Origin of the sequence: Sphingobacterium paramultivorum, from assembly GCF_014109745.1 — a bacterium.
GTDB classification, from domain to species: Bacteria; Bacteroidota; Bacteroidia; order Sphingobacteriales; family Sphingobacteriaceae; genus Sphingobacterium; species Sphingobacterium paramultivorum.
Window position 1 is genome coordinate 3,691,348 of sequence record NZ_CP058555.1, and the last position, 15,072, is coordinate 3,706,419.

General features: G+C 38.4%; 12 protein-coding genes and 1 tRNA gene. 7 read left to right on the top strand and 6 right to left on the bottom strand.

Annotated elements, in window-relative coordinates:
* Positions 1–5: 5 nt before the first annotated feature.
* Both HS960_RS15595 and HS960_RS15600 read right to left on the bottom strand, forming a co-directional pair.
* Positions 6–542 (bottom strand): hypothetical protein, encoded by a 537-nt coding sequence (locus HS960_RS15595; protein WP_088160412.1) that lies wholly within the window; start codon positions 540–542, stop codon positions 6–8.
* 100 nt (positions 543–642) lie between these two features.
* Entirely contained in the window at positions 643–1,551 is a 909-nt protein-coding gene (locus HS960_RS15600) for an energy transducer TonB (protein ID WP_088160411.1), read from the bottom strand.
* 72 nt (positions 1,552–1,623) lie between these two features.
* Between HS960_RS15600 and HS960_RS15605 the strand changes: the two genes are divergently transcribed.
* Positions 1,624–2,445, top strand: a complete 822-nt coding sequence (locus HS960_RS15605) for a hypothetical protein (RefSeq protein WP_088160410.1) — start codon at positions 1,624–1,626, stop codon at positions 2,443–2,445.
* 68 nt (positions 2,446–2,513) lie between these two features.
* On the opposite strand, the gene tsaD is transcribed toward HS960_RS15605, so the two are convergent.
* Positions 2,514–3,515 (bottom strand): tRNA (adenosine(37)-N6)-threonylcarbamoyltransferase complex transferase subunit TsaD, encoded by a 1,002-nt coding sequence (gene tsaD, locus HS960_RS15610; protein WP_088160409.1) that lies wholly within the window; start codon positions 3,513–3,515, stop codon positions 2,514–2,516.
* A gap of 52 nt (positions 3,516–3,567) precedes the next feature.
* On the opposite strand from tsaD, the gene HS960_RS15615 reads away from it, so the two are divergent.
* Positions 3,568–7,947, top strand: a complete 4,380-nt coding sequence (locus HS960_RS15615) for a translocation/assembly module TamB domain-containing protein (protein WP_182329975.1) — start codon at positions 3,568–3,570, stop codon at positions 7,945–7,947.
* Here the strand turns inward: HS960_RS15615 and HS960_RS26920 are convergent.
* The 3 genes from HS960_RS26920 to HS960_RS15625 all read right to left on the bottom strand — a co-directional run bounded on the left by HS960_RS26920 (position 7,940) and on the right by HS960_RS15625 (position 9,718).
* Positions 7,940–8,101 (bottom strand): hypothetical protein, encoded by a 162-nt coding sequence (locus HS960_RS26920; protein ID WP_228280040.1) that lies wholly within the window; start codon positions 8,099–8,101, stop codon positions 7,940–7,942. The genes HS960_RS15615 and HS960_RS26920 overlap by 8 nt on opposite strands.
* A 141-nt stretch (positions 8,102–8,242) precedes the next feature.
* A complete protein-coding gene (locus HS960_RS15620) occupies positions 8,243–9,568 on the bottom strand; it encodes a trigger factor (protein ID WP_153846535.1) in 1,326 nt (441 codons plus the stop codon).
* Positions 9,569–9,636: 68 nt separating this feature from the next.
* Positions 9,637–9,718: transfer RNA gene (locus HS960_RS15625), tRNA-Leu, on the bottom strand.
* A gap of 149 nt (positions 9,719–9,867) precedes the next feature.
* Here HS960_RS15625 and HS960_RS15630 point away from each other — a divergent pair.
* From HS960_RS15630 to HS960_RS15650, 5 genes are all read left to right on the top strand, one after another.
* Positions 9,868–10,479 (top strand): hypothetical protein, encoded by a 612-nt coding sequence (locus tag HS960_RS15630; RefSeq protein WP_153846534.1) that lies wholly within the window; start codon positions 9,868–9,870, stop codon positions 10,477–10,479.
* Positions 10,476–10,778 carry a winged helix-turn-helix domain-containing protein gene (locus HS960_RS15635; RefSeq protein ID WP_075991269.1) on the top strand — a complete coding sequence of 101 codons (303 nt, stop codon included), beginning with the start codon at positions 10,476–10,478 and terminating at the stop codon, positions 10,776–10,778. Before HS960_RS15630 ends, HS960_RS15635 begins: the two co-directional genes overlap by 4 nt.
* A 51-nt stretch (positions 10,779–10,829) precedes the next feature.
* Positions 10,830–11,321: a hypothetical protein gene (locus tag HS960_RS15640; RefSeq protein ID WP_088160404.1), complete on the top strand. Its 492-nt coding sequence runs from the start codon at positions 10,830–10,832 to the stop codon at positions 11,319–11,321.
* Between the two features lie 4 nt (positions 11,322–11,325).
* The gene (creD, locus tag HS960_RS15645) at positions 11,326–12,792 is read left to right on the top strand and encodes a cell envelope integrity protein CreD (RefSeq protein WP_182329977.1); all 1,467 of its coding nucleotides are present in this window, start codon (positions 11,326–11,328) and stop codon (positions 12,790–12,792) included.
* 180 nt (positions 12,793–12,972) lie between these two features.
* On the top strand, positions 12,973–15,054 hold the full coding sequence (locus HS960_RS15650; protein WP_182329979.1) for a S9 family peptidase: 2,082 nt from the start codon (positions 12,973–12,975) through the stop codon (positions 15,052–15,054).
* Positions 15,055–15,072 lie beyond the last annotated feature (18 nt).

A 15,072-nucleotide genomic window follows, 5' to 3' on the forward strand; every position in this document is an offset into this window, starting at 1 on the left:
AATTTTTATGATGCTTTTACCTCTGCATCATTTGTTTTAGTTACTTCACCTTTTTTAAAGTCCTTTCTTTTTAGCTGTCTGTCTTTTTTCCAATGTTCTTTGTGCATTTTACGATTTTCAGCGTAGGAATCCTTTAACGTTTTTTGTTGCTCTGGAGTTAACATTCCCATCATTTTTTCATGTTCTGCCACACGTTGCTTTTTCATTTTTGATCGATGTTCCTGATGTTCGGCAGCCATTTTTTGATGGTCTTTTGCTTGCTTCAAATTAAAGGCATAGATATCTTTACGCTGTTTATCTGTAAATTTCAATTTTTGATCCATGCGATCAGTTTTCATCTTAGCAACTTCCTCTGGAGTTTTATTTTTAAAACCATCGTGCATTCTTCCCATTTTATGTTTATGCACGGAAGTTTGCATTTCTTTCATTTCTGGTTTAACATCTTTTTTTTCTTGAGCGAAACCGGCTAACATCAATCCAGATAACGCCAAACTTAACATCAACTTTTTCATTTCTTTATTTTTTATAAAACCAACAATCATTCTTTTTAATAAGTACCCTTTTTCAACTTATTTATCAGTAAGAGTCTTCTCGGCTATCGAAAGTTTAATTGATGATCTGTTAAATAAAGTTAAGAAGCATTTATTGTGAGACAGCACTTAAACGGATCGGTAATGTATACGCTACACGCACTTTAAGTCCATTTTGTACTCCAGGTTTCCATTTTTTCGCTTTCTTCAATAAGTTTATCGCAGCATCTCCCGTACCAAATTTCATATCACGTTTAACAGCAATATCTGTTAGTGACCCATCTTTTTCAACGACAAAAGAAACCTCTATAACACCAGATACCCCTTGATCCAAAGCCTGTTGTGGAAAGTTATAATTCTCGGCGATCCACTTCATAAACGCAGGTAGTCCCCCTACAGGTGTTGGCATAATTTCTACTGATGTAAATGTATTGTTAGAATTATCATCAGTTCCACCTCCGGATAATGAACCATCTTTAGAACCTGTAATATCACCATCCCTTTTTGAAGAACCAAATTCACCACGCGCAATATATGTACCCGATGGACTTGCCTTCAATGTGATCCTTGAGGTCATTGTATTGGGATTTTTCAACTCATCCTGACTCACAAGTTCTTCCGTAACTTGATTTGCTTTGGCCACTTTTATATCGGGCATTCTAACCAAATCAAATTTGGACACATCTTGGGCAACCTGCTGCGGGGCTTTCTCCTGCATCATGACAGGTTCTTCAGGAACCTCCTCTTTTTCCTCTACCTTCTTTTGAATTTCTTCCAGCATGTCGGGCCCAATATCTTGTACCGTATAAATCACGGCCGGAACAGTTTGCTTAAAATATTTATTATATGCATAGGATCCTGCGATCAGCAAAACTGCAAAAGAAACAACAATTCCCAAACCCACATTTGTTGCTTTATCAGAGAGATTTCGCAACTCATAAGCACCGTACATTTTGTTGCGACCCGCAAAAATAACGTCCAGCCATTCTTTGCGGTAGATATTCAATTTAGAGTTCATCATAACATTAAAGTTTAAATCTTTTCATTATGATGAGGGAAAGCCTTATATTTCACAAAAAAATTCAAAATACTTATGAAGTCACTTTTTTCAGCTATTTTTCTACTTACATTATATGCTTGTGGTAACAATCAAAATCAATCCAAGACTGCAATTAAGCATGAAAATAAGGAAGAGACAATTTCGCCATATTTTGGTTTTTTAAACCAGCAAAAGGACTCACTAATCGCTCTTCCTATGGATCAAGCAATGGAGGGTCCCGAAAAATATAATTATGTCATTGTGGAAAATCAGGTCAGTCCGCTTGAATTTGTTCAAAATAAAATGGATAATAAAGAGAGTAACGGAAGACAGACCGCTCAGAACTTCGCAAATAGCGAAGGTTCATTATTTAAAATTAGCGATGCGATTAAATCTGGCGAATTTGGTATGCTTGTCAATAAAGCTTTTATAGACCAGTATAAAATTGAGAAGTTTACAAAAATTCAAAAAGAAACTTCTCCAGAAATTAGGGAGCAGCTTGAGAAGAAATACAATAGGAAGATTAATAAAAGTACAACAGTTGCCATCCTCAGTGATCAGTCCGAGTTTAATCTTACTGTGTTTGAAAATCAACAAGACTCTGCTTTAGCTGTATTTTCCTACGCAAAGGATGAACAGCTGATCAATTTGGATTTCCCGGCTTTATACGATGATATCAGCACTTGGCGTGTTGATGATGGCGGTCAGTTTGACAACGAGGCTTTTCAGATACTAACAGTATTACGTTCTGAGCAAGGAATTAGTTTTATCAGTATCTTTTGGGGTGCTGAGGGTTATGAACTGAACTTTTACCAGCCAAAGAAAAACTTATTTACCTCTACGGCACAGGCCTATGGGTACAGTTCCCCCTTATAAAATAAACCATTTTAAGTTTCCCCAGTACAAAAGGATAGTGCCCGGGGAAACTCAAATACCCGTATTAACTACAGATGCATCCTAGCCATAGGAGCGACGTCCTGTCCTACGAAATCTTTCTTTAAAAATTTGTGATAACCTGCAATAGCAATCATCGCGGCATTGTCGGTGCAGTATTCAAATTTTGGAATAAACACCCTCCAATTGTATTTCTCACCCATTTCAATTAAGCTTTGTCTCAGGCCAGAATTAGCCGAAACGCCGCCTGCGATGGCAATATCCTTTACCCCTGTCTCCTTTGCCGCTTTCTTTAGTTTATTCAACAGGATGGATACAATACGCGATTGTACACTAGCACATAAGTCGGCCATATTGTGGGTCAGAAAATCCGGGTTCTGTTTCAATTGATCTTGAACCAAATATAATATCGCGGTTTTCAATCCTGAAAAGCTGAAATTTAAACCAGGGATCTGGGGTTCAGGAAGCCGATAAGCTGCCGGATTACCTTCTTTTGCAAATTTATCAATAAGCGGTCCACCAGGATAAGGAAGATTCAGGATTTTAGCTGTTTTATCAAAAGCCTCCCCTGCAGCGTCATCCAATGTTTCTCCCAAAAGTTCCATTTCAAAATAATCCTTTACCAACACAATTTGCGTATGACCACCAGAAACAGTAAGACATAAAAACGGAAAACTAGGCTTCGGATCCTCAATAAAATGAGCCAGAATATGCGCCTGCATATGGTTTATATCAATTAAAGGGATATTCTGTGCGAGTGCAAATGATTTGGCAAAAGATGTTCCCACCAAAAGTGCACCTAATAATCCAGGTCCCCGCGTAAAACTCACTGCATCTATTTGATTTTTGCTTACTTTTGCTTGGCGAATGGCTTCTTCCACCGTTGGAATAATATTTTGTTGATGAGCACGTGAAGCGAGCTCGGGAATCACTCCACCATATTTTGCGTGGATTGCCTGAGTTGCAATAACATTTGAACGTATTTCACCGTTAATACAGATAGAAGCGGAGGTTTCATCACAAGAGGATTCAATCCCTAAAATAATAGCCATAGCTTGAGGTAATAAATTTTAATACAAAAGTATCAAAAAAATAATTAAAATAGTGTCAATAGTCCTTGGTAGTATATTCATTATACTGCTTGCATTGGCGTTATCCCTACAGTTGAAACCGGTACAAAATTATGTTGCCCAAAAAGCTGTCGACTATTTATCCAACGAACTAAACACCAAAATAAGCCTCAAAAGTATCTATTTCAAACCTTTTAAATCTATTGTAGTAGAAGATTTTCAACTCTATAGTCCACAGGGAAAAGAAATATTAAAATCAGGAAGGTTAGAAGCCAACGTCAACCTTTCTCAGTTCATTGAACTGAACAAGATTGTGATCAACAAACTAACCATTGAGGGTACCCAAGCTACTTTTGAGCAATTTCAGGACAGCTCAAACATCTCATTTTTAATTCGTTATTTCAACCCACCTAAGAAAAAGAAAAAGAAAAGTTCAAAAAAAATCATCTTCGATTTAAAGGAACTTGTTATTAAGAACAATGCGTTTAACTATGTTAACCATAGACGTAAACATTACAATAAAGTCGTCGATTTTGGAGATTTAGGGATTTCCAAACTTAACGCCCATTTTGATAAGATAAAAATCGATTCTAATCAAATTTCAGCGAACATCAAGACATTCAATCTTCGCGAAAAGAAGGGTTTAGAGATCAAGGGCCTTCTTGCCCAAACGAAGGTAAGCAATACAAGTATCGAGCTCAGTGAGCTTATGCTAGCCACCAACCGTTCTACATTCAAAAATTACATCAAACTTAGCTACAACAACTTTGACGATTTTTCGGACTTCATCAATAAAGTTCATGTAAAACTTCTTGCACGGGACTCCCGTATTCACTCCGAGGATATTGCTTTCTTTTCCTCGCCTATGCACCAAGTCAAATTTGACGTCAATATCAAGCGGGCAAATCTAGAAGGAACTGTATCTTCCATCAACGCATCACAGGTCGATTTAACAATTGGAAAAAAAACTAGTTTAGCAGGCGACCTCCAGATTATCGGTCTACCAGATATCGACAAAACTAAATTTATTGTTCCCAGCATAGCAATTTCTTCTGAGCACAAAGACTTAAATGCAGTTATTACAGATCTCGGAAATCTAAAAAATTTCAAACTCCCTGAAATTTTCCAGATCTTCGACAAATTTTCATTCAAAGGCAGCCTAAATGGATTATACAATAAATTTAAGACAAAGGGAGTTTTCACGACTGCGATCGGTAATGTTGAGGCTGATGCCTTACTGGATATCCAGAAGGAAATAAAATATGCGGGCAATTTTCAATCTAAAAAATTCGATGTAGGTACGATAACAAAATTAAAAGATCTGGGAGCAACAGGCTTCAATTTACAGGTTGACGGAACAGGTACCGATCCTAAGAAAATGAGCCTAAAGATAAAAGGAGATCTTAGTAATTTCAATTACAAGAATTACAGTTATCAACGTATACAAATTGAAGGAAATACAGAGAAACAGTTAATTCTTGCTTCAGGGCAAATATATGATCCAAATTTAAAACTACAGTTTACCACAGATATCGATTGGTCTGTCAAACCCAACTATCACCTGGATGCTGATATCCAACAAGCCAATCTAAAAAAACTCAACTTCTTTCAAGGGGATTCCATCAACATTATTAACACGAAATTCCACACCAGTTTAATTGGGGACAACATCAATAATATTACCGGCGAATTTAAATCAGACAGTGTCAATTTCACTTCCTCTAAGGGCCAATTCGTCATCCGCAACATCAATTTCCTTGCCGAAGGAGATGAAAATGCACGCTCCCTAACCTTGCAGTCGGCTATCGGACACATTGATCTCAAAGGAAGAATAGACCTCAATACAATTGTTCCTTATTTTAAAGCTTTAGCCATGCGCTACGCTCCGGCAATCGGGTTTGAAAACAACATTTTTAATCGCCAGGACTTTGACCTGAATATTAATATAACTTCTTTTAAGCCGATCGCAACATTCTTTCGAAAGGACATTGCGTTAGACAGCGGTGCAACGCTCAATGCAAAATTTGAAAGTGAAAAACAAACGGCCAGTTTTAATTTTTACGCACCCGAATTCAAGTACAATGGCATTCGGCTAACTCACCTGATTGTCGATCAAAATGCCAACTTGAAGAATATGGAATTGCAGACCTCCATCGATCGCATAAATTTCACCGACAGTACCTATATTAAAAACGTCAATATTTCAAACACCTTGGCAAACGATAGTTTACAATTCAACATCAAAATGTCGGAACTTGAAGCAAGCAATAGTCTGGATCTTAATGGCGTCATACGCTTTGCCCATGCCAAACCTGCCTATATCAATTTCTATCCATCGAATATCTTAATCAATAGAGAGCGATGGCTTGTCAATAATGATGCACAATTGAAAATATCGAAAGGAAAATGGTACTTTGAAAAACTAACACTGAGTCACGACGAACAAAAAGTTCATATCGATGGCATCCTGTCCAACGAAGTCAGTGATCAGATCAATCTCAAATTTCAGGACTTTAATCTTACATCCTTAAATGGGATCACCAAACCCCATGGCATCAATCTCTCCGGAAATTTAAATGGAAATATTGAAGTTAATTCCGTATTCAAAGCACCCTTTATTGTCGCCAATATAAAAACATCTCCTATCCTGTATAACAATATTCCGATCGGCTCATTAGCACTGAATGCCAACTACGATCCCGAAAATCAATTGGTTAAACTAGACAGCAAGATAGAGGAAGGAAATAAATTAATTCAGTTACAAGGTTCCTATAACCACCTAAGCGAAAACAATAAGCTTAATCTGAAAGCTAAACTGGAAAATACAGATGTATTTGTTTTTCAGCCATTTTTACGAAGCTTAGTATCCAATATGCAGGGCAAGGTCACTGCAGATCTTGCTATTGAAGGAGACATCCTGAATCCCAAAATTACGGGTTCTGGAAAATTGGATAACGCTTCGATGGTCATCAATTACCTAAAAACGCCATACCGCCTTTCCGACGAAATTGCGGTTACCAATAACCGAATTTTTCTCACAGGGCTAAAAGTATACGATCCCAAAAACAATGTAGCAACCATTGATGGCGTTGTAGATCTCAACAAATTGAGTGATCCCGATATCGATGTAACTGCCGAAACCAAGAATTTCATGGTATTAAATACCACAATAAAGGACAATAATGTATATTATGGCACTGCTTACGCTTCAGGCACCTTTCAGTTTAAAGGACTAACTTCGGCCATGAACATCAATATCCGTGCTAAATCCGAAGAAAATACGATTATCAATATTCCCTTCAATAGTGCCAGTACAATCTCAGATACCGACTTTATCTACTTTATTGAGAAAGACTCGACCAAAACGAAGAAAAACACTAAAAAACGAGATTTCAACGGTCTGACGATGAATATGGACCTCTTGATCAACCCGAATGCAGAAATAAATCTATTCTCCAGTATGGGCGAATTATCAGGAAGGGGAAATAGCAATCTCAACATGCGGATATCTTCATTGGGGGATTTTGAAATGTTTGGGGATTTTATCATAAACAGTGGAAAATTCAATTTCACTGCCCAAGACTATATCAACAAGATTTTTGATCTCAAAGAGGGCGGAACAGTGCGATGGGCAGGAAACCCAACCGAAGCGAATATCAATATCAATGCCATCTATCAACAAAGAACAAGCTTAGCGCCTTTGTATAATGCAGCAGGCCGGGAAGAAAATCCCGAGCGTGTATTGGCACAGGCCGACATGATCCTAAAAGGGCAGTTAAGTCAGCCGGAAATCACGTTTGATATCAACTTTCCACAAAACCCCGGGGTTAAGGATGAACTGCAAGGATACTTTTCAGATGCCAACAATGTCAATCAACAAGCGCTTAGCCTAATCGTGAGACGAAGTTTTACACCTGGTACACAGACAGACTTCGGTAAAGAAGTAAATAACACCTTGCTATCCGCAGGCACAGAAATAGCATTCAACCAAATCAACAACATCATAGCCCAATCGCTAAACATCAATTTCTTTGATATTAATATCAAATCTTTAAATGATGCATCTGCCTCACTGCGTCTATTCAACGACAGGCTTGTTTTGACAGGAGGTATCTCCGACCGTAGAAGTCAGGCTCTAACGGATTTGAATGTATTTTCAGATCGGGTCTCAACCGATGCCGAGGCTATGTTTTATTTAAGAAAAGACGGACGTTTGGTCCTACGTGCTTCCAATCGCCTAAATACACGTAACTTTCTTCTTAGCCCCAATGACGGCGAATATATTAGTGCTTTCGGATTACTCTATCGGCAGGAATTCAACACCTTCTCGGAGTTCTTGAAAAGGCTATTCCCTTTTGGCAAGAAGACGACTACGACAGCTCCTGCTGAAACAAAGAAAAGCAAGGTCAATTGACCTTTCGGAATAGTCCCTTTGCTATTTCAACAGGCCTCTTCCAACTCCAGCAGACCTCTTTCAATTCTGGCAGCCCAACTCCTATTCCAACCGCATTGTCCCTATTCTGGGAGTCCGCTTCGATTCCACCAGCAGAGCTTTTTTTCAGCTCCATATAACGGCCGACACAGGCGATCTTTGGATGATATGAACAACAAAAAAAAGAATAGTGTAAAAGCTGCGACCACACTGCGCTGAAAATAAAAAAGTCCCTCCAAATAGATTGAAGGGACTTTCTTTTTATTTTAAAAATCGCTTATGCTAATTTCTCGAATTCTTTGTATTCAATGTCACTAGCATTCAATTTCACTAAACCTTTCAAGTGATCAAATACTTTTAAAGCTTTAGCTTCTTCGAACAAACGATTACCTTGTTCTCTATCTTGCAACAATTGAATTGCAAATTGGTTCAACTGCTCATCAGAAGGCTCTTCGTTGATGTTGTACATCTTAATTTGCGCGTAGATACGTTCTTTTGCTAAATTGATAACTTCATCATATTTAACTTCAAGACCATTTTCAGTAACAACGCGATTTTCGATAATTGTCCATTTCAAGTTATTCAAGAAATCAGCAAAACCTTCGTTCAATTCTTCTTCAGAAATGCTTGGGTTAGTTGCTTTCAACCATCTTTTCAAGAATTCTTCAGGGAAAGATACATCAACCTTCTCCATACCAAAAGTATACATATCATTACGTAATCTTTGATCTGAATTTTGTTTGAATAAATTCTCAACTTCTTCTTTCACTTTTTCTGTGAATTGAGCTTCTTCTGTTACTTCACCTTCCGCGAATAATTTATCGAAAAATTCTTGGTTAAGATCAGCTTCTTCTAAGCGGTTGATATTCTTAACAGTCAATTCAAATTTAGTGACGTCTAAAGCAGTTGCTTCTTCCTCAGTGATACCTAAGATACGTGCTAAATCTTCAGTTTTGAATGCTTTTTTAACATCAATCTTAACAACATCGTCTTTTTTAAGACCAACTAATGATTTTTTAATCTTAGCATCTTCTACGATATCTGTACGGATAGAAGTTGTTTTTTCTAGACCTTCCTCTTTATCTTGTTTCAATGTTGCATACAATACATCACCTTCTTCAGATACTTCTGGATTAGTCATTTTTCCATAGCTACGACGCAAGTTCTTGATACGATCTGCCAATGTCTCTTCATCAGCTTTGATTTCGTACGAAGTAAATTCAGTCTCAGCGGTAAAAGGTAATTCAAAAGCAGGAGCAAGACCAATTTCATATTTGAAGTTGAAATTGTCTTTATAATCCCAGCTGTATTGTGCATCATCTTCCAAAGGAAGTGGTTGACCTAAAACTTCTAATTTATTTTCAGCAATATAATTGGTGATTTTCTCATTCACTAATTTATTGATCTCATCAAATAAAATAGATTTACCATAAGTACGTCTGATATGTCCCACTGGAACTTGACCTGGACGGAACCCTGGTAATTTTGCTTTTTTAGCTTGCGCTTTAATCTCTTTGTCGACTTGAGGATTATAATCTTCAGGTGCTAATGCGACGTTGACTACCGCATTGATTGCATCTACATTCTCGTGTGAAATATTCATACTCTTTTTAGCTATATCGCATTCATAAAAAAATCCTCCCGAGGTTTTAAGTTCGGGAGGACATCAAGTGCGGAAGAAGGGACTCGAACCCCCACGCCTCGCGGCGCCAGATCCTAAGTCTGGTGCGGCTACCAATTACGCCACTTCCGCATTAGGATTTCTTTTGATGCCACAAAGATAGAAACCAAACCTATATCCTGCAAGTATTTTCTACTCTTTTTTTTATTTTTTTTCAATATTCTCCCAACCCCTTGCATAATTCATTATTATTCATTTACTTTGAATATCAAAGTACTTTTATGGAACAGAAAGATTTATTTAGAGAACTTGGGCAGATCAGATCATTAATGGAAAAATCGTCCAAATTTGTTTCAATAAGCGGATTATCAGGTGTACTCATGGGCTGTTATGCTTTGGTCGGAACGCTATTGGGATACTATATTATACATCAACCCGAAAGCATCGCTCTACTATTGGGCAAAAATCTGAATGAGCCCCTACTGTTTTTAATGATTGCGCTGATCGTCCTGTTATCATCCCTAGTGACCGGCTGGCTAATGGCACGTAAAAAGGCGAGAAAAAATAAGCAGTCGATTTGGAACATTACAAGCAAATCTCTTTTATTTGCAGTTTCAATCCCTTTACTAACAGGTGGCATGATATCCTTGTTGTTTTTTGTCCAAGGCTACTACCAGCTGATTGCTGCTATGCTGCTGATCTTTTATGGACTGGCACTGACTGCGGGTAGTATCTATACCTTTGCCGAAGCAAAAGGCTTGGGTATACTGGAAATCTGTCTGGGTTTGATTGGTATATGTTTCCCGGACAACGGATTACTATTGTGGGGATTGGGATTTGGTGTGCTACACATCATCTATGGTTTTATCGTTTACAAAAAGTACGAATCGTGAAATTAGATCTTTCCTTATATGACAAAATATTTGAAAACAGAGTTCGCCTCCAAATTATGAGTGTTCTCGCTGCCAATGAAGAATATGATTTTAATTCATTGAAAGAATTGTTGGATGTAACCGATGGTAACCTTGCTTCCAACCTAAAAACATTGGAAAAAGAGGAATACATTATTGTCGAAAAAAGCTTTGTTGACCGGAAGCCGAACACCAGATACAAAAGAACGACAAAAGGACTTAAAGCCTTTGAAAACCATCTTATTGCACTTGAAAATTTAATAAAACAGCAATACAAATAATTTTTTTATCTATTCACTTTGAAAACCAAAGTACTTTTAAAACATAATTAAATGAAAGGAATTAGACTGAAACTGATGCTGCACCTCTACAATTGGTCCTCCAAAGTGTATGCAAACATCTTTAAATGGAACAAAAAAGCCTGGGGAATCTCTAAAGCAGATTTCATGACCTACCCCATTGGAAGCATCGGCCATAATTTGGGGCTCTTTTATGAAAGTAAAGGTTTCGATGTCATGCCCAAACTGGAAAATCACGATGTCTTTCATATCCTGACTGAAACCGGAACAGAGATACAAGATGAAATTGCCATGCAATTCCTTTTGCTTGGTAATGGAAAGATAAGCCTGTATCTCATGGCAATGATTTTTATTGGCGGCACCTTATTTCCTGAATACTTCGGTTATTACAAAAAACATTTTCAAAAGGGGCGATCGCTCCAAAGTTTTCATCATTTAGAATTTAAAGAAATCCTTCACTGGCAATTAACGGAGCTTCAAATTGCCTTATACAGCAAAAACATTCAGCTAAACTTAAACCGCTAAAACCATGAACTACAACAATTTACCTCCGACAGAGCAATCCTCATTTTTTGAGAAAATCAGTAATTCTACTGTCCTAAAGCTATTTGTCATTTTCTTTCTTTCCCTCATACTACTTATTCCGCTAGCCTTAATCAGCGATTTGATTGAAGAGCGGAAAAACCGCGAACAGGAAGTATCCGATGGAATTACATTAAATTGGGGAAAGGATCAGGTTATTTCAAGCCCTGTTCTCGCCATCCCCTATCGCGAGACTATCCCACTGTCTACCGAAAAAGCCGAAAAATCTAACCTTAGAGAAGAGCTGAAATGGATATTTGTCTTACCCAAAACTTCCAATATCGCAACAGATGTAACACCACAACATCTCTCTAGAGGTATTTATAATGCGGTAGTTTACAACAGCAACATAACATTAGAAGGTTCTTTTGACAAAATATCCCTAGAAAAACTCGAGATCCCTCATGAGCAAATTGACTGGAAAGGCAGCAAGCTTATTTTCGGTATCCAGGATTTTAAAGGCTTAGGCAAGCGCCCATCCTTGAATTGGGATGGAAACGAGTTAACTTTCGATCCAGACTTTAATAATCTCAAATTATTTACTCAAAATTTAGTCTGTCCGGTATCTTTGGATCCGCAGAAAACGGACAATCGTTTCAAGATAAAACTAAATCTAAAAGGATCCAAATCATTGAATTTTCTCCCTCTTGGTGACCAGACAAACATCCAGGCTAAGGGTAACTGGGCTAATCCAAGTTTCACTGGTGCATTTTTACCGAGCAAACGTAATACCGAAACATCCAATTTTTCCGCTTCATGGGAAATCCCATCTTTCAGTCGGAAGTTACCACAACAATGGACTGGCGATGCTCGTTCAATCTATCAGTTCGATAACAACCTCGAAAATGGAAATGAGGGCAATGAGCACAAAGCGGCTCAAACCGCCACTACTACACTTGCCTCTGCAAATAACCTATTGGATAACACGGACATGATTACAATTAACTTCTTACCAGATATCAACAACTATCAAAAAACAACACGGGTTGCCAAATATGGTATTTTAGTCATTCTCCTGACCTTTACTTCGCTCCTATTCACCGAGGTGATCAAGAAAAAACGGATCCATATCATTCAATATATTCTAATTGGAGCAGCGATGGTTCTTTTTTACACATTGCTACTCGCGCTATCCGAGCATATTGGATTTAATCTAGCTTATTTAACCGCTTCCGTGGCGACAGTTATGCTGATTGGCAGTTTTATTAAATCTATTACCAAAGACCAGAAATCGGCGCTGTTGCTCAGTTCAATTCTGGCTTTATTTTATCTCTTTATCTATATCCTCATGCAACTTCGGGATTATTCCCTTGTCGCTGGAACAATTGGCATCTTTATCATTTTGGCGATTTTGATGCGCGTTTCAACAAAAATAAACTGGTATCAATTTGACAATAGCCATGTGGATCAATAGACAACATCTTCGACTTTATTGGGTATTGATTCAGATATTACTTAAAAAATAGGGATTTACAATTCTCATAAGCCATTTCTAAATGAAAGAGATGGCTATTTTTTTACTTGCCTTAGCATTTATGACCAAATTCTGTAACTTGCGAAGAAATTTTTCAGCGACATAGATATGTTTAAACAGATGAAAAAACTTACAATACTTACATTAGCGATTATGGCGTGCAACCTAAGCAATGCGCAAGAAAGCAAAGGTGGAAAAAGCAATTTTAAATTAGTGTCGGAATCGCCACAACCGATCAACCCAAGTACACTTTGGGATCTTGGTCGTGTTTCGGCCGAAGGACTTTCTGCAGATGGCAAAACATTGGTATATGGTGTTTCCAATTATAATTTGGAAAGCAATTCAAGTGAAAAAAATCTATATACGATTTCACTGGCCAATGGCACCAACCATCAGTTCACCGACCAAAAAGGCGGTGAAACAGTCGTTCAGATCGAACCCAACGGCGACGTAATTTATTTGTTAAAGGGGCAGTTATGGAAGAAGAACCTATCTAAGGGCGAAGCACTTCAATTGACAAATGGCGATATCGCCTTAGAAAATGTCAAATTTTCGCCCGATGGTAAGCAAATACTCTTCAGCCAGTCCGTTCTGGTAAAAAAATACCACAGTACAGATAAATACCCCGAATTGCCAAAGTCAGAAGCTTATATCTATGACAACTTAGATTATAGGCACTGGGATACCTTCAATGATGGTAAGTTCAGTCATCCTTTTGTGGCGAGTTTTATTGACGGTAAAGTTGGTGAGCCGGTAGACCTATTGAAGGACCAAGCCTTCTATAGCCCTCAGGCACCATTTGGTGGCGCCGAAGATTTTGCATGGTCTCCAGATAGCAAAGCAGTGCTGTATGTCTGTAAAAAGAAATTCGGAACAGACTATGCCGTCAGTACCAATACCGATATTTATCGCTATGATATCGCTACCGGAACGACTTCTAACCTGACAGAAGGCATGAATGGGTATGATACAACTCCAACCTACTCTCCCGATGGAAAAAGCCTAACCTGGCTCAGCATGAAGACCGATGGTTATGAATCGGACAAAAATGACATCATGCTATTTGACAAAAACAGCTCAATTCGTTTAAATCTAACAGCACATTGGGATGGTACGGTCAATAGTTTTATCTGGAGCAGTGACAATCGCAAAATCTATTTTACAGCTGCTACGAAAGGTACAGTTCAACTATTTGAACTGGAAGTACCGACCAATATCAAAGCTAAAAGTTTACCAAAAATACACCAAATTTCTGAAGGTGACTTTGACATCACCGGTATTGTAGGCCAAGTAGCGGACAAATTAATCGTTAGCTCGACAAAGTTTACCCGTGCAACAGAAATCTTCAGCTTTGATCTAAAAACCAAATCTTTAACTCCGGTCACCAAAGTCAACGATGCAAAATATGCGAGCATCAGCGAAAACAAAATTGAGAAGCGTATTACAAAGGCATCCGATGGAGCAGATCTTTTTTCATGGGTAATCTATCCGCCAAACTTTGACCCTGCAAAAAAATATCCAACCATACTTTACTGTGAAGGCGGCCCTCAATCCGCTCTGACACAATTTTACTCGTTCCGTTGGAATTTACAATTGATTGCATCACAAGGTTATATTGTCATCGCCCCAAACCGTAGAGGTATGCCTGGCTGGGGGGTAAAATGGAATGAAGCTATTTCCCAAGACTGGGGCGGTCAGCCAATCCGTGATTACTTAACAGCCATAGACGATATCTCCAAAGAATCTTATGTAGATACAACACGCCGCGCGGCGATTGGAGCTAGTTATGGTGGATACTCTGTTTATCAGCTAGCTGGCGTGCATCAAAACCGTTTCAAAACTTTCATCGCGCACAATGGTTTATTCGACATGAGAAGCTGGTATGGTACCACAGAAGAACTCTTTTTCGCCAACCACGAACTGGGCGGAGCGTACTGGGATAGCAAAAATGAGAAATCCTATACCGCATTCAACCCGATTGAAAAAGCAAATAATTGGCACACACCAATTTTGATCTTTCAGGGTGGAAAAGATTATCGTGTTCCAATCGGACAAGGACTGGCGGCATTCCAATTGGCCCAGCTCAAAAAAATTAAGAGCCGTTTGGTCTACCTACCGGATGAAAATCACTGGGTTCTGTCCGGACAAAACGCACAGGTTTGGCAAAGAGAATTCTTTACCTGGCTTAAAGAAACCTTATAGAAAGTAAGGTGAAATCGG

What these genes read in the sequence shown, in the direction of transcription:
- HS960_RS15640 (WP_088160404.1), top strand. Translation starts at nt 10,830, where the DNA reads ATGAAAGGAATTAGACTGAAACTGATGCTGCACCTCTACAATTGGTCC.
- HS960_RS15600 (WP_088160411.1), bottom strand. Translation starts at nt 1,551, where the DNA reads ATGATGAACTCTAAATTGAATATCTACCGCAAAGAATGGCTGGACGTT.
- HS960_RS15595 (WP_088160412.1), bottom strand. Translation starts at nt 542, where the DNA reads ATGATTGTTGGTTTTATAAAAAATAAAGAAATGAAAAAGTTGATGTTA.
- creD (WP_182329977.1), top strand. Translation starts at nt 11,326, where the DNA reads ATGAACTACAACAATTTACCTCCGACAGAGCAATCCTCATTTTTTGAG.
- HS960_RS15650 (WP_182329979.1), top strand. Translation starts at nt 12,973, where the DNA reads ATGAAAAAACTTACAATACTTACATTAGCGATTATGGCGTGCAACCTA.
- HS960_RS15630 (WP_153846534.1), top strand. Translation starts at nt 9,868, where the DNA reads ATGGAACAGAAAGATTTATTTAGAGAACTTGGGCAGATCAGATCATTA.
- HS960_RS15620 (WP_153846535.1), bottom strand. Translation starts at nt 9,568, where the DNA reads ATGAATATTTCACACGAGAATGTAGATGCAATCAATGCGGTAGTCAAC.
- tsaD (WP_088160409.1), bottom strand. Translation starts at nt 3,515, where the DNA reads ATGGCTATTATTTTAGGGATTGAATCCTCTTGTGATGAAACCTCCGCT.
- HS960_RS15605 (WP_088160410.1), top strand. Translation starts at nt 1,624, where the DNA reads ATGAAGTCACTTTTTTCAGCTATTTTTCTACTTACATTATATGCTTGT.
- HS960_RS26920 (WP_228280040.1), bottom strand. Translation starts at nt 8,101, where the DNA reads ATGGAGCTGAAAAAAAGCTCTGCTGGTGGAATCGAAGCGGACTCCCAG.